Raw genomic sequence first — 17,101 nt, 5'->3', positions numbered from 1 at the left:
CGGGCGAGCCTACTCTGCGGGCGGCCTGGCTTCGGCGCTCCACTCAGTCGTTGAGGAACGACGAGATGCGGTCGCGCAGCTCGGCGCGTTCGGTCCAGAGCAGGGCCGGACGCTGATAGATCTGCACCTGCGCGTTCGGCAGCGCCTCGGCCAGCTCCTCGGCGACGCCGACCGGGTGCAGTTCGTCGCCGAGGCAGCCGATCACCAGCGCGGGAACCTTCACTTTGGCCAGCGGAGCGAGATCCGGGATCGCCGACTGCTCGGCGAAGGCCGCGACGCCGGGGGCGAGCCCGTCCCGGAGCAGCGCGTCGAGCCGCTGCCGCACGTAGGCCCAGCCGGGGGCCGCGTTGCGGAACGTCTTCGGCACCTCGGCCACCAGCTGGTTGGCGAGCTGGCCGATGTCGCCGCTGTTGAGCGCCTCCAGCAGCGTGGTGATGCGGTCCTGGCTGGCCGTGGACGCACGTTGGGTCAGCACCGCCGGCAGCACGAAGACGATCTTCTCGAAGCGGTCCGGCGAGTCCACCAGCAATCGGGTCAGCGCACCGGCTCCCAGGCTCACGCCGAGCGCGCGGGTGGCACCGGACAGATCTGCGATCGCGCGCAGGTCGCGGGTGAGGTCGGCATAAGTCCAGTCGCCGGGCGGCGCGTCGGATCGGCCGTGCCCGCGGAACTGGAAGAACACTCGGCGGCCGGTGACGCCGCTGCCGTAGACCCGGGTCTCCGGGATGCCCTGGGCCAGCCCGTGCGCGAAGACGGTGACGGGGTCGCCGATGCCGGTGACGAGCCGCTCCAGCAGTACGCCGTGCGGCGTCGCGATCAGCTCGGTCGTCGCCGCCAGCGGGGCCGGGCGGGCGGACCGGGGCGCCCCGTACCGCGGCCGCACCCGCCGGGGTGTGCCGTCCGGCGGCGGCGGCCAGCGGAACTGGTTCACCAGCGACCCTCCAGGAGTTCTCGGAAGCCCGAGCGCAGCTGGAGCAGGTAGAAGCCGGTGAAGCCGAGGCCGATCAGCCCGAGCGCGAACAGCGATCCCAGTACGCCGAAGAACAGCGTGATGATCAGGGAGAGGATGAGGATGACCAGCCAGCCACCCTTGGGGATGGGCGTGCCGAGGGCGGTGAAGGCGTCCGGGCGCTGCATCGCGCAGTGGATGACCGCCCAGGCCTCCAGAATGATCGCGGCGATGTTGATGACCAGGTTGACCCAGCCCACGATGGTGTCGGCGAAGTACGACGACGAAACCAAACCCATGCCGCCAAGAGTAAGCAACCGGGGTCGTCCTCGCACATCACGAGGACGCCCCCGGCGCATCGGCGTTTTTCGTCAGGCCTCCGGCGTGGCCTTCGGCTTGCGGACGGTCGGCTTCGCGGTGGGCTTCGGCGTGGCGGGCGCCTCCGGGTCGGCGACGGCCTGCGGGGCCGGGTCGACGAGCTCGGCGTCGACCACAGTCGCCTGGTCGGCCTCGGTGTCGACGACCCGCTCGCCCCGGGCGACCAGGTCGCCGTAGAGGGCAGTCGCCTTCTCGGCGGCCTTCTGCGCGTTGGTCACGAGAACGGTGCGGATGCGCTCGACGTCGACCTTGCCGGTCAGCTCGGCCGCCTTCTCGGTGGCCTGGGCGCGCAGCGTCGGGCCCTGCTCACGGAGCTGGCCGGCCTTCGTCCGCAGCTGCTCGGCCAGCGCCGGGATCTTCTTGAGCTGCTCGACGGCCAGGTCGCCGATGCCGGCGGCGGCGTAGACGGCGTTCGATCGCTTCTGGTCGGTCTTGTCGGTGGTGTTCACTGGTGGTCCTCCTCAACGGCGCTTTCGGCGGTGCCGGCGTCGTCGCGGTCGGTGTCCCGCGCGTTCTCCCGGCGAAATGTCTCGTAGATCTGGGTCAGGGACTGCTTCTGCGCCAAGGTCAGCTCGGGATCAGCCGAGATGGCCGCGACGACGCCGTGGGTGTCGTCCTTCCCGAGCAGACCCGCCCGCAGATACATCGCCGGAGTCGAGACCCGCAGCGCGCCGGCGATGGAGGCGAGCACCTCCGCGCTCGGCTTACGCAGCCCCCGCTCGATCTGGCTGATGTACGCGTTGCTGACACCGGCCTGCTCGGCGAGCTGCCGGAGCGAGATCTTGGCGTTCTCGCGCAGGTCCTTGATGAAGGAGCCGATGTCAGGTGTGTGCACTCACCCAAGGTAGGCCGGGGTGTTAACTCCTGCAAGCAAAATGCTAACAAGAGTTAGCAGAGTCACCAGGTAGCCCGGACCGCCCCGACCGGCTCTCCCCCACCGAGCAGCGAAAACTCCGTCAGCTCCGAGAGTACGGGCGCCTCCACGCCGAGGCGGCGCAACGCGCTCACCACGACCGGCATCCGCGCCCGCATACCGCCGTCGTCGATCTTCACCGCGACCGCGCCCACGCCGGGGACGGCCAACGCGTGCACGCCTTCGGCGCCGCCCTTCGACAACAACCCCGGTACGCCCTTCATCAGGCGGTCGTCGTCCTGCCCTGTGCCGCTCACCAGCTCCGGGTAGGCCCGCATGGCGTCGGCCACCGACCGCTCGGCCGACCCGACCGGCGCCTCGACCATCGCGAGGAAGGCCCGGGCCAGCCCGGTCAACGAGATCGCCAGTACGGGAGCGCCGCAGCCGTCGACCCCGGTGGCCGCCACCGGCTCGCCCGCGAACGACTCGACGGCGAGCCGCAGCCGCTCCTGCAGCGGATGCTCGGGGTCGAGGTATCCCTCGGTCGCCCAGCCCGCCGCGAGGCAGGTGAGCAGCATGCCCGTGTGCTTGCCCGAGCAATTCATGTAAACGCGCTCGGCTCGGCCGCCCGCGCGCAACACCTCGGCTCGCGCGGTCTCGTCCAGGGGAAGATCCGGCGGGCAGCGCAGCGCCGACTCGTCGACCCCGGCGGAGCGCAGCAGTGCGCGTACCCGTGAAATGTGGAAGTCCTGGCCGAAGTGACTCGCGGCGGTGAGGGCGAGATCAGCCGGGTCGGTGAGCCGCAGCCCCGCGCGGAGCATGCCCACCGCCTGCATGGGCTTGTTCGACGAGCGCGGGAAGATCGGCGCCTCGACGTCGCCCGCGCCCGCGACCCGCGCGCCCGTGGCGTCGAGGACGACCACCGATCCGCGGTGCAGCCCCTCGACGAACCCCGACCGGACGACTTCGGCGAGCAACTCGCCACCCTGATAGGTCTTGCCCATACTGGCAGGGTAGAGGGCATGGAATTCCGCGATGTCGTCGCCCGGCGGCGGATGGTGCGCAGCTACGACCCCGACCGCCCGGTGCCCCCGGAGATCGTCGATGAACTCCTCCGGCATGCGATCCACGCACCCAGCGCGGGCTTCTCGCAGGGCTGGGCATTCCTCGTCCTGGACTCGCCGGCCACGGTGGACGACTTCTGGACCGCCACCACCCCGCCGGACGCGGGGCCGCCGAGCAACTGGTTGCGCGGCATGCGATCGGCGCCCGTGATCATCGTGCCGCTGTCCTGCAAGGACGCCTACCTCGACCGGTACGCCGAACCCGACAAGGGCTGGACCGACCGCGACGAAGCCCGCTGGCCGGTCCCCTACTGGCACATCGACGCCGGGATGGCCTCGCTGATGATGCTGCTCACGGCGGTCGACAACGGGCTCGGCGCGTGCTTCTTCGGCATCCCGCCCACGCGGACCGCCGACTTCCGGTCCGCGTTCGGCGTCCCCGAGTCACACACACCGATCGGGGCGATCACCGTGGGGTACCGCGCACCCGACCGGCGGTCCCCGTCGCTGCGTCGCGGGCGGCGTGGCCTCGACGACGTCGTGCACCGCGGCCGCTTCACCCCCCGCTAATGGGAGTCGAACCGGGCGCGCCTCCGAGCAGAGCGGGCCGCCGGGCGCGACACGCCGACGCCGGGGCAGGCCGCGTGGGAGAAGCGGGTCAGTGCGGCGTGATGCCCCAGGAAGCGGACCACGGCTCGCCGGGCTTGAGCACGATCAGGTCTCGGCCCGAGCGCAACGCGTCCGGCGGGCAGGTCATCGGCTCGACCGCGATCGATCGGCGGCGGCGCGGCTGGGCGACGCTGTCCGCGGTGTACAGCTGCCACCAGCCGAACGAGGCGTCGGCCCACACGCTGGTCAGCGGCGCGTCGGGGCCGCCCAGCACGACCGCGTGCCGACCGTCGGAACCCCGGACGACGTCGCCGAAGGCGGTGTCGAGGCGGCCGGATCCGATCCGCTTGGCGGTCGTGTAGTCCCACTCCGAACCGGCCACCTTGGCGGCGCCGATCGGCAGGCTGCGGCCGTCGACCAGCAGCCGGGACCGCGCGGGCACGGTCAGCCAGGTGTCCTCGACGCTGCCGGCCGGGGTCAGGTAGGGGTGGGCGCCCAGGCCGAACGGCGCCGGCTCCGCGGCGGTGTCGGTCGCGCCGTGCGTCACCGTCAGGCCGTCGCCGGCCAGCTCATAGCGGGTGGTCAGGCTCAAGCTCCACGGGTACGCCGGACGCGCGGGGAGTTCCAGGCCGAGCGTTACGTGCGAGGGCCCCTGGTCGAGCAGCCGCCACGGCAGCCACCGGACGAGTCCGTGGATCGCGCTGTGCGTCGCCGGTTCGGACAACGGCAGCTGGTAGGTGTGCCCGCCGAAGGCGTACTGGCCGTCCCGCAGCCGGTTGGGCCAGGGCGTGAGGATCTGGCCCGCACCGGCGGGGCTGATCTCGTCCTCGGCGTACCCGTCGAGGACCTCGCGGTCACCGGCCCGGTAGGTGCGCAGCCCCCCACCGACCTCCACGACCGTGGCGGTCTGGTCGGCGAAGCTGATCGTCCATTGTGTGCCCGATGGCGCTTGTGGCATGGGCGAACCTTAACCGACCGTTCGCGGCTTCGTATACCGGACCAACGAAGGCACGACCATCGCGAGCGTGACAACAAGCAGCACACACGCGACACCGCCGCCGACCCAGGCGCTCGTGACGCCGAAGGCGGCCGCGGTCGCGCCGGCCCGAAGGTCGCCGAGGCGGGGTCCGCCGACGACGACCGCTGTGCGTACGCCCTGGACCCGGCCGCGCAGCTCGTCCGGGCACGCCTCCAGCATGATGATGTTCCGGTAGACCGAGCTGACCAGGTCGAACACCCCACCGACGGCGAGCAGCAGGACCACCAGCCAGAGATGGCGGACGAACCCGGCGGCGGCGACGGCCGCACCCCAGCCGGCGACCGCCACGAGCAGGGCCAGGCCCTGCCGGCGTACGCGGGAGATCCAGCCCGAGGTGAGCCCGGCGGCGACGGTGCCGATCGCGATGGCCGCGTAGAGCCAGCCGACCGCCGCCCCGTCGCCGCCGAACCGCTCCGCTCCGAGCTGCGGGAACAGTGCTCTCGGGAGGGCGATCACCATCGCCACGAGGTCGACGGCGAACGAGGCCAGCAGGATCGGCGTACGCATCAGGAAGCCGAAACCGTCCACGATGCTCCGCCAGCCCGCCGGGGCGGCCGAATCGTGCGCGGGCAACTGAGGCAGCCGGTAGGTGGCCCAGAGACTGGCGGTGAACAGCAGCGCGTCGAAGAGGTACGCGAACGTCAGCCCACCGCGCCCGGGCGCCAACGCGAGCAGCATGCCCGCCGCGAGCGGCCCGAACACGATCATGGCGTTCATCATCGTGAAGTTGAGCGTGGTCGCCGAGGCCAGATCCTCCTCGCCGACCAGCCGGGGCAGGATCGACTGCCGGGTCGGCGTCGACACGGCGAACCCGGTGGTCTGGACGAACAGGGCGACCAGCAACAGCACCGGGTTGACCAGGCCGGTCACCGTCGAGACGAACAGGAACAGGGTCGCCAGCCAGACGATCACCGACGAGGTCAGCAGCAGCCGGCGGCGGTCCATCGCGTCGGCGTACGCCCCGCCCCAGATCGAGAAGACGAGCATGGGCACGAAGCCCGCCAGGCCCAGGAGACCGACCCAGAGCGACGACTTCGTCAGCGCGTACATCTGCACCGGCACCGCGACCGCGGTGAACTGGGCGCCGAAGAAGCCGAACGCGTTGCCCACGAAGACGCGGCGGTACGTGGCGTGCCGCAGCGGTGTCAGGTCGATGAGGAACCGGCGGGCGAGGGGGGTCGCCGTCACGGAGCCAAGCGTTCCACGATCCACTCGTCGTGATCAAGACGCGGCTGACGGCTGAAGCGGAGTCGGTCGTGGAGGCGGGACGGGCGGCCCTGCCAGAACTCCACCGTGTCGGGGGCGATCCGGTAGCCGCCCCAGTGCGGTGGCGGCGGCACGTCGTCCTCGAAGCGCTCCGCGTACGCCTCCCAGGCCTCCTCCAGCGTCGCGCGGCCGTCGATCACCGAGGACTGCGGGCTGGCCCAGGCCCCGAGCTGTGACCCGCGCGGCCGTTCGGCGAAGTACGCCTCCGTCTCCGCCCGCGGCACCCGAGTCGCCCGCCCGGTGACGATCACCTGGCGCTGCATCCCGTGCCACGGGAACAGCAGGCTCGCGTACGGGTTGGCGTCGAGTTCGCCGCCCTTGCGGGAGGTGTAGTTGGTGAAGAACGTGAACCCGCCCTCGTCGTACGCCTTGAGCAGCACCGTCCGCGCGCTGGGCCGGCCCTCGGCGGACGCGGTCGCGACGATCATCGCGTTGGGCTCGGGCAGCCCGGCGTCGACGGCATCGGCCAGCCACGCCGCGAACTGGGCGTGCCACGTCGGGGCGAGGTCGGCTTCGACGAGCGTGTCGAGCCGGTAGTCGTTGCGCATGTGCGGGAGGTCGGGTGTGTTCGTGGTCACGCTCACATACTCATACACCGGTGAGGCTTTGCTCGAAGATGTGTCGTCACCAGCCAATCCGAACGCAGTTTCGCAGCGAAACCGGGCGCAAAGCGGGAGAATGTCGCTTGTCGCAGGCCCGCGAGGCTCGCCTCGATGCCCTTCGTGGGGGCAAGATGTGCGCTGAACGACCACTCAGCGTCCGCAGCCGTGGACGTTGACCACCACTCAGCATCCCCCGCCTGCGGGTCGTACGCGCGAAGCAGCCGGGTTCCACGGAGCGTCCCATAGGGAGAGAGCGGAATGTCCGAGTTCAAGCCGGGGCTGGAGGGCGTCGTAGCCTTCGAGACCGAGATCGCCGAGCCCGATAAAGAGGGCGGCTCGCTGCGGTATCGCGGGGTCGACATCGAGGACCTGATCGGCCACGTGTCCTTCGGAAACGTGTGGGCGCTGCTGGTCGACGGCAAATTCGGCCCTGGCCTGCCCCCGGCCGAGCCGTTCCCGGTCCCGGTGCACTCCGGTGACATCCGGGTCGACGTGCAGTCCGCGGTCGCCATGCTCGCGCCCTACTGGGGCCTCGGCCAGCTCCTCGACATCGCCGACGAGCAGGCTCGGGAGGATCTCGCCCGGGTCTCCGTGACCGCGCTGAGCTTCGTCGCGCAGTCCGCCCGTGGCCTCGGCCTCCCGGCCGTCCCGCAGCGGGAGATCGACAAGGCGGCCACCATCGTCGAGCGCTTCATGAAGCGGTGGCGGGGCGAGCCCGACCCGCGGCACGTCAAGGCGGTCGACGCGTACTTCATCTCGGCGGCCGAGCACGGCCTGAACGCCTCCACCTTCACCGCCCGGATCGTCGCCTCCACCGGGGCGGACGCGGCCGCATGCATCTCCTCCGGCATCGGCGCCCTGTCCGGCCCGCTGCACGGCGGCGCGCCCAGCCGCGTACTGCACATGATCGAAGGCGTCGAGCGGTCCGGGAACGCCGAGGAGTACGTCAAGGGCGTCCTCGACCGGGGCGAGCGCCTGATGGGCTTCGGCCACCGCGTCTACCGGGCCGAGGACCCGCGCGCCCGCGTCCTCCGGCGTACGGCGAAGGAGCTCGGCGCGCCGCGCTACGAGGTCGCCGAGGCGCTCGAGAAGGCGGCCCTCGCCGAGCTGCGCGCCCGCAAGCCCGACCGCGTCCTGGAGACCAACGTCGAGTTCTGGTCGGCGGTCGTCCTCGACTTCGCCGAGGTGCCGGCGCACATGTTCACCTCGATGTTCACCTGCGCCCGGGTGGCCGGCTGGTCGGCGCACATCCTGGAGCAGAAGAAGCTCAACCGGCTGGTACGCCCCTCGGCCAAGTACGTCGGCCCGGGCTCGCGCAAGCCGCAGGACGTCGAGGGCTGGGAAGCCATCGCGCACGCCTGAGCGACCTGAACAACCCGCCTGATCAGGCACTTGATCGACAGTGGCCCGTGACGACCGTCACGGGCCACTTCGTGGGCGGCGTGTCGGCGGGACGAGGCTGACGTGGGAGGATGCGACATCGGCAGTGTTGCCGGCTGTCCCGTCACGGCCCGTTAAGGATTCGATATCCATGGCTGATCCGATCCGCATCCCCGACTCGCTCAAGCCCGCCGACGGTCGCTTCGGCTGCGGCCCGTCCAAGATCCGGACCGAGGCGGTGACCGCCCTGGCCGAGACCGGCACGTCCCTGCTCGGGACCTCTCACCGGCAGAAGCCGGTCAAGGAGCAGGTCGCCCGGCTGCGGTCCGGCCTCGCCGAGTTCTTCTCCCTGCCCGAGGGCTACGAGGTCGTCCTGGGCAACGGCGGGACCACCGCTTTCTGGGAGGTGGCCGCGTTCTCGCTGATCCGCGACCGCGCCCAGTTCGCCACATTCGGGGAGTTCGGCGCCAAGTTCGCCAAGGCCGTCAAGGACGCGCCGTTCCTCGGTGAGCCGACGGTCCGCAAGGCCGAGCCGGGCACCGCCGCCGAACTGGTCGCCGAGGCCGGGGTCGACGCTTACGGCGTACCGCAGAACGAGACGTCGACCGGCGTGGCCGTCCCGGTGACCCGGGTGGTCGGCGCTGACGAGGGCGCGCTGCTGCTGCACGACGCCACCTCGGCCGCCGGTGGCCTGGCCGTCGACCTCACCCAGAGCGACGTCTACTACTTCGCCCCGCAGAAGTGCTTCGCCTCCGACGGCGGGCTGTGGATCGCACTGCTCTCGCCGGCCGCGATCGAGCGGGCGAACGAGATCAAGGCGACCGGCCGCTACATCCCGGCCTTCCTCGACCTGGTAACCGCGATCGACAACTCGCGGCTGGAGCAGACGCTCAACACGCCCGCCGTCGCGACGGTCTTCCTCGCGGCCGAGCAGACCGAGTGGATGAACAAGCAGGGCGGCCTGGCCTGGGCGGCGGCGCGGACCGCCGAGAGCGCCGCGGTGCTCTACACCTGGGCGGAGAAGTCGCCGGTCGCGACGCCGTTCGTCACCGACGCGGGCCTGCGGTCCAACGTGGTCGCGACGATCGACTTCGCCGAGGGCGTCGACGCCGCCGCGATCGCCAAGGCGCTGCGTGCCAACGGCATCGTCGACACCGAGCCCTACCGGAAGCTGGGCCGCAACCAGCTGCGCGTCGCGCTCTACCCGGCCGTCGAGCCGGCCGACGTCGAGGCGCTCACCGCGAGCATCGACTACGTCATCTCGCAGCTCTGACGCACCGATACGAAGGGGAGGCACCGCTCGGCGCCTCCCCTTCGCTCGTTCAGGCGGCGACCGGCTCGCGGGCCGGTTCGGGCTCCGGGCGTACAGCCGGCCGCGGGGACCTGCCCACCGCGATCAGCGCCAGGCCGCCGACGGCATAAGCGATCAGCACCCACATCGAGTACGCCCCACCGGCGCCGTCGAAGAAGGCGACACTGCGCAGCAACGTCGCCCCGGCTCCGGCCGGCAGATGCTGCCCCACGGCGCCCCAGGGCTGCGGCAGGAGTTCCGGCGCTCCGGCGACCCCGGACAACGGATTGCCGACGAGGAACACCGTCAGCGCGCCGAGCCCCACGCCGGGATTGCCGAAGACCGTGCCCAGCCCGGCGACCAGGGCCGACGTGGCCAGCCCCACGAGTCCGACCGCCGCGGCGTCGGCCCAGAAGTTCCCGGTGATCACCCCGAGCCACTCGCGCAACACCACCGACCCGAGCAGGCCGCTGCCTACGGCGTACCCGAGGGAACCGAGCAGGCGGGCCCTCGGCACCGGCACCAGGACGACCAGCAGGATGCCCGCGAGCATCCCGGTGAGCAACAGCGGCAGGAAGCCGGCCGTGAAGCCCGCGCCGCGCGGATCGTCGGCCGGGAGCGGGACCACCGCGACGACCTTGGCGCCGTTCTCGGCGGCGGCCGAGCCGAGCAGCGTGGCGACCACAGGGCTGGCGGCGGGCGCGGTGTGGACCTCGACGCCGGTCGGCGTGACGACGAACGCGCCGTAGACCTCCCGATCGCGGATGAGCTGGTCGGCGGCGGTGGCGTCGGCGGCCTGGGTGATCGTGAACGCGCCCTCCTGGGCCTGCAGCTTCGCGGTGATCGCGCTCGTCGCGGCGGCCGGTCCGGCGACCGCGATCGGCAGGTCCCGCGGCGCCATATTGGCGGCGGGTGCGGCGAAGAGCGGAATGAGCAGGGCTTGGGCGATGACGACGGCGCCAGCGAGGAATACGGCTCGCTTCATGGCTCCTCCAATAAAACGAATGCTCGTTCTCTATTGCCCTCAGGATGCTCCCAGGCGGTGCTCGCGTCAAGAACGAACGTTCGTTTTATGATGTGACCCATGCCGCGCGTCTCCGACCAGCACCTCGCCGCCCGCCGCCAGCAGATCATCGACGCCGCGCGGGCCTGCTTCACGCGAAACGGCTTCCACGCCACGACCATGCAGGACGTGATCAAGGAGGCGGGGCTCTCGGTCGGCGCGGTCTACCGGTACTTCAAGAGCAAAGAAGAGCTGATCGCGGCCATCGTCGGCGAAGTCGTCGACGAGATCACCGGTCGGCTCCACGAAGTGACCAGCGCCCGGCCGCGACTCTCGGTCAAAGACACCCTCGCGGCCGCCCTCGGCGTCATGGAACCGGCCCTTGGCCCGGACGGCATGTTCCGAGTCGCGCTCCAAGTCTGGTCGGAGTCCCTCACAAATCCGTCGCTGCGCACCCTCGTGACCGACTTGTACGCACGACTGCGCGCCGAATTCCGCGAGTACGCCGCCGAACTGCCCCTCCCCGACGGCGTGACAGCCGACGAACTCTCCGGCGTGCTGCTGTCCCTCGCCCAGGGGTACGCCCTCCAACGCGTCCTCACCGGCGGCCCCTCCCCGACGGAATACGTCGCCGGCATCGGCGGCCTCACCCGCCTCAACCTTCCCTGACCCTCCGCTCCCCCCACGGCCCCGCCTTGTCCGCGCGCCCGCCTTGTTTCCGCGCGATCATGAACTAACGGTCGTGATCCACTGGCGTGTCGTGTCCCGGGCGTCCTGATCGACTCCCTAACGGACCGATCAACGAATGAGCGGCGCTGCCTGCGGGGCGGAGCGGTGTCGTCCGGGTTCGCTACTCTGACCGCCATGTCCGCGATCGCGTACGAGGCCCCTCGCGCCCGCAAGTTCGCGGCGCTCGCCGACAGCCTCTGGGTGCTGCGCCAGGCGGGCGTCGTCTTCGGACGGCACTGGCCGGTGCTGATCACCCTGGCACTGACCGGCGTCGCCGCCCATGACCTGATCCTGGAAGGCGCGGTGCGGGCCGCGTTGGTCGACAGCACCCTCGGGCTGGTGGTAATCGTCCTCGCTCCGATCGCGACGCTGACCTCGCTGGTCTACATGCTTCGCGTGGTCCGCGTCTCGCTGCCCCATCTCGACTCCGAACCACCGGCGATCCAGGGCGGCGCGGAGCCCCCGCCGACGATGCTCGACTTCATCGGCTCCGTCGCGGTGCCCTACCTCGCGATCTACTCCGCGTACGGGTATATGAAGGAAGACTTCACGCGGTTCGCGTACGAGGTGTGGCGGAACGATCCTTTCTCCACTTTGGATCACCTGCCGTTCTCCCCGACCGTCGGGATCATCTCCGTCGTGGCGGTCGCGGTGGTGCTGCGCTTCCTGCTCGGTCGCCTCCGGCGTCGGCGGTCGCTGCGCTGGACCGCCGCCATCGGCGCGTACGTCGAGGTCATCTGGGTCGCCACGCTCGTCTGGGGAGTCAACACCGCGCACAACTCGTTCGACGACTGGTTCGGCCAGCGGCAGGTCGGCACCTGGGTGCACGACGCGCTCGAAAAACTCCCCGGTACGCAGATCGCCAGCGTCCTGAGCAGCTGGTCCGGCGTCCTCTGGGAGAACGCCGATCTGGTCTTCCTCGCCCCGATCGCCTGGCTCACGATGGGCGCCGTCGTCTACGGGCGTTCCATCGAGGAACCGAAGCTGACCGACGAACGCATCCTCACCGCGACCGCACGGCGCATGAACACCATCCCGGTGGTGAAGTCCTTCGCCAACCCGCTCAGCGCCGAGCTGCACAAGCGGTTCGGCCCGCTCCTCGGCGGACTACGGATGCTGGCCCGGGCCGGTCTGCGGCCGATGCTGCTCTTCTGCCTCGTGTTCGTGCTGCTCCAGTCGGCCGACGCCGGGCTCTGGGAACTCGAGCGTCTCCTCATCGGTCCGCAGGACCTCCAGGAGGTCTGGTGGCCGGTGTCCTACCTGCTGTCGCCGATCAACACCGCGATCCGCTTCGTACTGCTGATCTGCCTGCTGGGCGCGGCGACCGATCGGATCCTGCGGTCGCGCGAAGCTAGTTGAGGACCAGGTACTCCGGCAGTTGCGTGCTGACCGAGAGCCGCACCGAAGCCGGGTACGCGTCCAGCGGCATCACGAAATAGGTCTCGGTCCGCCACTGGTGCGCCGCACTGGGGTCGACGCTCGGAGTCGCGCTCGCCCCCACTCCCGAAGTGCCGGTGCCGCCGGTGGCCGAAGGCGACGCGCTGGTCGACGCCCCAGCCGAGGTCTCCTCACCGGTCGGCTGAATCGCCTCCTCGAAGGAGCAGGCGTCATAGCCGAGACTGGCACTGCCCAGCTCGTCCGGGCGGGACGCGTACTCGTCGCCGGCGGTCGACAGCAACGTCACTTTGCACAGGTTGAGCGCGGCGCCCGGACCGTCGAACGCCAGCACCACCCGGACGACGCGCATCCCCGACGGAGCGGGTTTTCGTTGTCCGGCGTACCCGGGGAGGTCCTTCTCCTCGGCCACCTCGACCAGGCGTACGCGCACCCCGCCATAGGTCGCCCAAGCGCCTTCGGCGACGTGGACCGGTACGCGTTCCCGACGGGACCACAGCGTCTCGTAGTTGCTGATGACCGGAGACACCGCCGCCAACAACAGCGCCGGGACGAGCAGCAGGATGCCGAAGAGATTGCGCCGCCACCAGCCGGGACGGGCCGGGCGGCCCGGGGTCACCGGCGACCGTGGCGGGACCTGGGCCTGCGACGGCACGCCCGTGGGCTGACCGGGACGCACCGGATATCCCGGGTACGCCGGAACCTCGCCGGGCTGACCGGGATTGCCGTAGCCCGGCGGCGGACCATATCCGGGTACGCCGTATCCCTGTGTGTTGTATCCGGGAGTGCCCGGGCCGGGCGGGGCGAACTGGGACGGTTGACCCGGCGGCACTTGCTGACCGGGCGCCGCAAAGCCGGCCTGCGCGAAGCCGGACTGGGTGGGCTGACCCGGCTGGGCGTATCCGGGCTGGCCCGGCTGCGCGTAGTTCGGCTGCGCGGCCTGGGCGGGCTGGGCGTAGTTCGACTGCGCAGTCTGGGCGGGCTGGGCGTAGTTCGACTGCGCAGTCTGGGCGTCTGGTCGCGCCCCATGGCCCGGCTGCGCGTAGTCCGGCTGCGCGACCTGGGCGGGCTGGGCGTAGTTCGGCTGAGCCGTCTGCGGGCTGCCGGAGGAACCGTAACCAGGCTGCGCCGACTGGGCGTAACCGGGCTGGGCGTAACCCGGCTGCGACGCATACCCGGCCTGCGCCGGATGGCCCGCCGACGCTGGATACCCAGCCTGTGACGGAGAGCTGGCCGGTGACGGATAGCCCGGCTGCGAGGGCTGTACGCCGGCCGGGGCATAACCAGGAGGCGAACCGTGAGCCGAACCGGGCGCCGAGCCCGGACCAGCCTGCGCGTACCCCGGCGGTGGATACCCCGCCGACTGTCCGGGCTGCGTGGGCTGACCGGGCTGGGCTGGCTGCGCCGGAAAGCCGGGCTGCGCCGGAGGCTGGGCGGCGTGATGCCGGCCCTGCGTGGGCGGCGGCACCGGGTTGCCCTGCGGATCCCACTGCCCGCTCATGAGCTGCTCCTCACGCTGGGACTCGATGTGGCCTTGGGGCTCTTCGTCACCCGCGGACTCGTCGTGGTCCGGGGACTCGATGTGGACTGGGGACTGGACGTGGTGCTCGGACTCGAAGTCGCGCCAGGCGTCGACGTCGAGCCCGGGACGGACGCCGGCGTCGGGCTCGTACTCGCCCCGGCTACGACCGGCCGGAGGATCGTCATCGGGTTCTTGTCGGTCTTCCACTTCGTCAGGTCGTCCCGGGTGATCGGGAGGTCGATCTCGGCCATCCCGTCCATCCGGTGGTCCACCGAGTCGGTGGCGAGCCGCAGCGAGAGCTTCAGCGGGACCTCGGTCGGCACCTCGAAGGCGAACTCCATGTCGACCGGGATGCCGGGCTGGAGGTTGCGGCCGCCGAGCGCGTTCTGCGTGACGCGGCCGCTCGCCTCGAAGGTGCGCTCGTCGCCGTCGCGCAGGGCCGCGTAGAAGATCCGGGTGGCTTCGTGGTTGGCGGTGAGCCGGACCTTGACGATGATCCAGACACCCTTGCTCTCATGCAGGATGCCGCCTGATCCGATCGCTTCGCCACCTCGTACGCCGAGGAAGCGGGCGTCGAACGATCGAGTGTGGACGGTGTCGTTCACCCCGCCGCTGGTGAGGAAGGGCCGCTGCTGCGTCTCCGGGCTCGGCTTGTAATTGCTGATCGCTCCGCCGATCGCGAGCGCCGCCAGCAACAGGACGGCGGTGCCCAGCCGACGGCGTATGGGATGGGCTGAGGTCGCTCCGTCAGCCATTGCGCTTGTCCTCCACTGGCGCGGTCAGCACCGCGCGGGGAGCGAGGTCGAGCCACTCCATCAAGTCCGTCAGCGAACTCTTCCGGTGTGTCTTGCCCATGATCTGCACCTCGACCTGGGTGGGCACGGTGTCCGGCTTGACCTCCCACAGGAAGGCGACCTTCTCGGTGAGTCCGGGATGCAGCGTCGTGACACGAGTGCCGTCGCTGGTCACCACCACCTCGCGGGCGAATTCGTCACCGTCGCCGTTGAACTCGTCGTGAAGGATGCCGGGGACGTCCTTGACCAGGATGATGTCGCGAATGTCGCTCCGGCTTTCGACGTCGGTGATCTCGACCTCGGCGATGACGGCCAGCCAGTGGTCGGCCGGATCCTTCAGCCTGACCTGCGGTTCCAGGCTGCCCACCAGGCGTACGCTAGTGATCTTGACGTTCCACGGCGTGCCCGCGTTGACCTCGCCCACCTTGAGCACCGGTTCGGCCTGCTTGACCGGCGCGAAGCCGCCGAAGGCCGCGGACACCGCAAGCGCGAGCCCGCCTACCACGTAGAGGAACCACTGCATCGGCGCGCGGGCGACCCTGCCCATGACCCCACTCATGCCACCGATGCCCTCCCCAGAGCTTGTGACCACTCACACCTACGGCGCGCGTCGAAGTATAGGTACCCCGTGCGACAGGGGCCTAGCCGAAGGCCCGGGGCTGCCCGGTCGCCTCCAGCACCGACATCCACAGGTCGCCATGCGGATCGACTTGGTTGCGCTTGCTGATCGCGAGCGAGATCGGCACGTGCACGAAACGACCGCGCCAGCGTCCGACGACCATCGCCGTCCGCCCGGCCATCGCGGCGTGGACCGCGGCGTGCGCCAACCGGATGCAGTGGACGCTGTCGTACGGATTGGCGGGCACACTGCGGATGGCATAGCTGGGGTCGATGTACTTCATGTTCATCTCGAGACCGTGCTCGGCGAAGTGATCCGCGATGCGATGCCGAAGGAACTGCCCGATGTCGCGCAGCCGCCGATTACCGGACGCGTCGTGCCCGGGATGGGCCGCGTCGGTCAGCCACTCCTGGCCGGCTCCCTCGGCCGCCACGACGACGGCTCGGCCCCGTCGCTCGACCCGGCGGCGCAGATGCGCCAGGAAGCCGTTCTCGCCGTCGAGTGCGAACGGAACCTCGGGGATGAGGACGTAGTCCGCGTCATTGTTGGCCAGCGCGGCGTAGCAGGCGATGAACCCCGAATGCCGGCCCATCACGTGCACCAGCCCGACGCCGTTCGGCACAGCCCGCGCCTCGACACTCGCGCCGCGGATCGACTCGGTGGCCTTCGCGAACGCCGTCTGGAAGCCGAAGGACTGATCGATGTAGGGGATGTCGTTGTCGATGGTCTTCGGCACCCCGACGACGGCGATCTTGAGATTGCGCTCCTGGACGGTGTCGGCGATCCGCAGCGCGCCACGCATCGAGCCGTCGCCGCCGATCACGAACAACACGTTGATACTCATGTGCTCCAGGCAGTCGACGATCTCCTCGGCGTCCTGCTCACCTCGTGAGGTGCCGAGAATGGTTCCGCCGTACTCGTTGATCCCGCTGACACTCTGCGGGGTCAGCTCCACGACCTCACGGCCGTACTTGGAGATGAAGCCCTGGTAGCCGTTGCGGAAGCCGTAGATCTTCTTGACCCCGTAGTGGTCGTTCAGCTCGCGCACCAGCCCACGGATGACATCGTTGAGTCCCGGGCACAGGCCGCCGCAGGTGACGATTCCCACGCGGGTCTTCGACGGCTGGAAGAAGATCTTGCGACGTGGCCCGGTCGGCTCGAACCCCGGCAACTCCGCCGGATCCAGGCCCCGGGCCGCGACCATCTGCAAGGTGTCGTCGAAGAGGACCCGGTCGTCCTCGTGGACGTAGTGCTCGGTGGTCGGCCCGTCCGCGGGCAGCGCCGCCAGCGGTGAGTCGATCCGGCACTCGCCCAGTGTCCGTACGGTGAGATCCGCAGTCCCGGGGGTCATCCGCAAAGCCTAACGTGAAGGCGTTTCGCCTGGTCAAGCATGGATGCCCCGCGTCTCACACTGCGGTTGCATACCGACTCGCGCCGAGGTGCTCCAGGTCCGTAGACTCGACGCGCAAGGCCTCGTAGCTCAGGGGATAGAGCACCGCTCTCCTAAAGCGGGTGTCGCGCGTTCGATTCGCGCCGGGGCCACCGGGTTTCTGCCCGCGTGACCGTTTCGGTCCGCGGGCAGTCGGCTTTCGACGCTCAGCCGGTACG

At 70.4% G+C, this 17,101-nt stretch carries 17 protein-coding genes, 1 tRNA gene and 1 pseudogene; 6 read left to right on the top strand and 13 right to left on the bottom strand.

Annotated elements, in window-relative coordinates; all coding sequences use genetic code 11:
• Positions 1-43: 43 nt before the first annotated feature.
• From AB0H43_RS30780 to AB0H43_RS30760, 5 genes and pseudogenes are all read right to left on the bottom strand, one after another.
• Positions 44-931 carry an alpha/beta fold hydrolase gene (locus AB0H43_RS30780; RefSeq protein ID WP_360005055.1) on the bottom strand — a complete coding sequence of 296 codons (888 nt, stop codon included), beginning with the start codon at positions 929-931 and terminating at the stop codon, positions 44-46.
• Positions 928-1,248 carry a DUF2516 family protein gene (locus AB0H43_RS30775; protein ID WP_360005053.1) on the bottom strand — a complete coding sequence of 107 codons (321 nt, stop codon included), beginning with the start codon at positions 1,246-1,248 and terminating at the stop codon, positions 928-930. Before AB0H43_RS30775 ends, AB0H43_RS30780 begins: the two co-directional genes overlap by 4 nt.
• A gap of 72 nt (positions 1,249-1,320) precedes the next feature.
• Complete coding sequence (locus AB0H43_RS30770) at positions 1,321-1,776, bottom strand: hypothetical protein (protein ID WP_360005051.1); 456 nt, start codon at positions 1,774-1,776, stop codon at positions 1,321-1,323.
• A 56-nt stretch (positions 1,777-1,832) separates the two neighbouring features.
• Positions 1,833-2,162 (bottom strand): annotated as a pseudogene (locus AB0H43_RS30765) (helix-turn-helix transcriptional regulator); the annotation flags it as partial.
• 62 nt (positions 2,163-2,224) lie between these two features.
• Positions 2,225-3,184, bottom strand: a complete 960-nt coding sequence (locus tag AB0H43_RS30760; protein ID WP_360005049.1) for an asparaginase — start codon at positions 3,182-3,184, stop codon at positions 2,225-2,227.
• A gap of 18 nt (positions 3,185-3,202) precedes the next feature.
• Here AB0H43_RS30760 and AB0H43_RS30755 point away from each other — a divergent pair, with 18 nt between their 5' ends.
• Positions 3,203-3,814, top strand: a complete 612-nt coding sequence (locus tag AB0H43_RS30755; protein ID WP_360005048.1) for a nitroreductase family protein — start codon at positions 3,203-3,205, stop codon at positions 3,812-3,814.
• A gap of 88 nt (positions 3,815-3,902) precedes the next feature.
• On the opposite strand, the gene AB0H43_RS30750 is transcribed toward AB0H43_RS30755, so the two are convergent.
• From AB0H43_RS30750 to pdxH, 3 genes are read right to left on the bottom strand one after another with little or no spacing between them, the layout of a single operon-like run.
• Positions 3,903-4,811: an aldose 1-epimerase family protein gene (locus AB0H43_RS30750; RefSeq protein ID WP_360005046.1), complete on the bottom strand. Its 909-nt coding sequence runs from the start codon at positions 4,809-4,811 to the stop codon at positions 3,903-3,905.
• A gap of 9 nt (positions 4,812-4,820) precedes the next feature.
• Entirely contained in the window at positions 4,821-6,080 is a 1,260-nt protein-coding gene (locus tag AB0H43_RS30745; RefSeq protein ID WP_360005044.1) for an MFS transporter, read from the bottom strand.
• Positions 6,077-6,706, bottom strand: coding sequence for a pyridoxamine 5'-phosphate oxidase (gene pdxH, locus AB0H43_RS30740; protein ID WP_360005321.1), 630 nt, complete (start codon positions 6,704-6,706; stop codon positions 6,077-6,079). Before pdxH ends, AB0H43_RS30745 begins: the two co-directional genes overlap by 4 nt.
• Positions 6,707-7,018: 312 nt before the next feature.
• Here pdxH and AB0H43_RS30735 point away from each other — a divergent pair, with 312 nt between their 5' ends.
• Positions 7,019-8,122, top strand: coding sequence for a citrate synthase 2 (locus tag AB0H43_RS30735; RefSeq protein WP_360005042.1), 1,104 nt, complete (start codon positions 7,019-7,021; stop codon positions 8,120-8,122).
• Positions 8,123-8,291: 169 nt separating this feature from the next.
• The gene (serC, locus tag AB0H43_RS30730; protein WP_360005041.1) at positions 8,292-9,413 is read left to right on the top strand and encodes a phosphoserine transaminase; all 1,122 of its coding nucleotides are present in this window, start codon (positions 8,292-8,294) and stop codon (positions 9,411-9,413) included.
• A gap of 49 nt (positions 9,414-9,462) precedes the next feature.
• Here the strand turns inward: serC and AB0H43_RS30725 are convergent, their stop codons facing one another.
• Positions 9,463-10,416 carry a hypothetical protein gene (locus AB0H43_RS30725; RefSeq protein WP_360005039.1) on the bottom strand — a complete coding sequence of 318 codons (954 nt, stop codon included), beginning with the start codon at positions 10,414-10,416 and terminating at the stop codon, positions 9,463-9,465.
• Between the two features lie 99 nt (positions 10,417-10,515).
• Between AB0H43_RS30725 and AB0H43_RS30720 the strand changes: the two genes are divergently transcribed.
• Both AB0H43_RS30720 and AB0H43_RS30715 read left to right on the top strand, forming a co-directional pair.
• The gene (locus AB0H43_RS30720; protein ID WP_360005037.1) at positions 10,516-11,103 is read left to right on the top strand and encodes a TetR/AcrR family transcriptional regulator; all 588 of its coding nucleotides are present in this window, start codon (positions 10,516-10,518) and stop codon (positions 11,101-11,103) included.
• Between the two features lie 195 nt (positions 11,104-11,298).
• Entirely contained in the window at positions 11,299-12,522 is a 1,224-nt protein-coding gene (locus AB0H43_RS30715; protein WP_360005035.1) for a hypothetical protein, read from the top strand.
• Here AB0H43_RS30715 and AB0H43_RS30710 read toward each other — a convergent pair.
• The 4 genes from AB0H43_RS30710 to AB0H43_RS30695 all read right to left on the bottom strand — a co-directional run bounded on the left by AB0H43_RS30710 (position 12,515) and on the right by AB0H43_RS30695 (position 16,844).
• Positions 12,515-14,059: a hypothetical protein gene (locus AB0H43_RS30710; protein WP_360005033.1), complete on the bottom strand. Its 1,545-nt coding sequence runs from the start codon at positions 14,057-14,059 to the stop codon at positions 12,515-12,517. The genes AB0H43_RS30715 and AB0H43_RS30710 overlap by 8 nt on opposite strands.
• The gene (locus AB0H43_RS30705; RefSeq protein WP_360005031.1) at positions 14,056-14,835 is read right to left on the bottom strand and encodes a hypothetical protein; all 780 of its coding nucleotides are present in this window, start codon (positions 14,833-14,835) and stop codon (positions 14,056-14,058) included. Before AB0H43_RS30705 ends, AB0H43_RS30710 begins: the two co-directional genes overlap by 4 nt.
• Positions 14,828-15,421 (bottom strand): hypothetical protein, encoded by a 594-nt coding sequence (locus tag AB0H43_RS30700; RefSeq protein WP_360005029.1) that lies wholly within the window; start codon positions 15,419-15,421, stop codon positions 14,828-14,830. The genes AB0H43_RS30705 and AB0H43_RS30700 overlap by 8 nt, the downstream gene beginning before the upstream one ends.
• Before the next feature lie 94 nt (positions 15,422-15,515).
• Positions 15,516-16,844, bottom strand: coding sequence for an ATP-dependent 6-phosphofructokinase (locus AB0H43_RS30695; RefSeq protein ID WP_360005028.1), 1,329 nt, complete (start codon positions 16,842-16,844; stop codon positions 15,516-15,518).
• A 118-nt stretch (positions 16,845-16,962) separates the two neighbouring features.
• On the opposite strand from AB0H43_RS30695, the gene AB0H43_RS30690 reads away from it, so the two are divergent.
• A tRNA-Arg gene (locus AB0H43_RS30690) sits at positions 16,963-17,035 on the top strand.
• The last annotated feature ends 66 nt before the right edge of the window (positions 17,036-17,101 follow it).

It is taken from the genome of Hamadaea sp. NPDC050747 (assembly GCF_040654195.1).
Classification (GTDB): Bacteria; Actinomycetota; Actinomycetes; order Mycobacteriales; family Micromonosporaceae; genus Hamadaea.
The sequence above is the reverse complement of the archived record's forward strand: the minus strand, read 5'-3'. Positions and strand labels throughout refer to the sequence as shown.

What these genes read in the sequence shown, in the direction of transcription:
- AB0H43_RS30775 (WP_360005053.1), bottom strand. Translation starts at nt 1,248, where the DNA reads ATGGGTTTGGTTTCGTCGTCGTACTTCGCCGACACCATCGTGGGCTGG.
- AB0H43_RS30760 (WP_360005049.1), bottom strand. Translation starts at nt 3,184, where the DNA reads ATGGGCAAGACCTATCAGGGTGGCGAGTTGCTCGCCGAAGTCGTCCGG.
- AB0H43_RS30755 (WP_360005048.1), top strand. Translation starts at nt 3,203, where the DNA reads ATGGAATTCCGCGATGTCGTCGCCCGGCGGCGGATGGTGCGCAGCTAC.
- AB0H43_RS30750 (WP_360005046.1), bottom strand. Translation starts at nt 4,811, where the DNA reads ATGCCACAAGCGCCATCGGGCACACAATGGACGATCAGCTTCGCCGAC.
- pdxH (WP_360005321.1), bottom strand. Translation starts at nt 6,706, where the DNA reads ATGCGCAACGACTACCGGCTCGACACGCTCGTCGAAGCCGACCTCGCC.
- AB0H43_RS30735 (WP_360005042.1), top strand. Translation starts at nt 7,019, where the DNA reads ATGTCCGAGTTCAAGCCGGGGCTGGAGGGCGTCGTAGCCTTCGAGACC.
- serC (WP_360005041.1), top strand. Translation starts at nt 8,292, where the DNA reads ATGGCTGATCCGATCCGCATCCCCGACTCGCTCAAGCCCGCCGACGGT.
- AB0H43_RS30725 (WP_360005039.1), bottom strand. Translation starts at nt 10,416, where the DNA reads ATGAAGCGAGCCGTATTCCTCGCTGGCGCCGTCGTCATCGCCCAAGCC.
- AB0H43_RS30720 (WP_360005037.1), top strand. Translation starts at nt 10,516, where the DNA reads ATGCCGCGCGTCTCCGACCAGCACCTCGCCGCCCGCCGCCAGCAGATC.
- AB0H43_RS30715 (WP_360005035.1), top strand. Translation starts at nt 11,299, where the DNA reads ATGTCCGCGATCGCGTACGAGGCCCCTCGCGCCCGCAAGTTCGCGGCG.
- AB0H43_RS30710 (WP_360005033.1), bottom strand. Translation starts at nt 14,059, where the DNA reads ATGAGCGGGCAGTGGGATCCGCAGGGCAACCCGGTGCCGCCGCCCACG.
- AB0H43_RS30705 (WP_360005031.1), bottom strand. Translation starts at nt 14,835, where the DNA reads ATGGCTGACGGAGCGACCTCAGCCCATCCCATACGCCGTCGGCTGGGC.
- AB0H43_RS30700 (WP_360005029.1), bottom strand. Translation starts at nt 15,421, where the DNA reads ATGGGCAGGGTCGCCCGCGCGCCGATGCAGTGGTTCCTCTACGTGGTA.
- AB0H43_RS30695 (WP_360005028.1), bottom strand. Translation starts at nt 16,844, where the DNA reads ATGACCCCCGGGACTGCGGATCTCACCGTACGGACACTGGGCGAGTGC.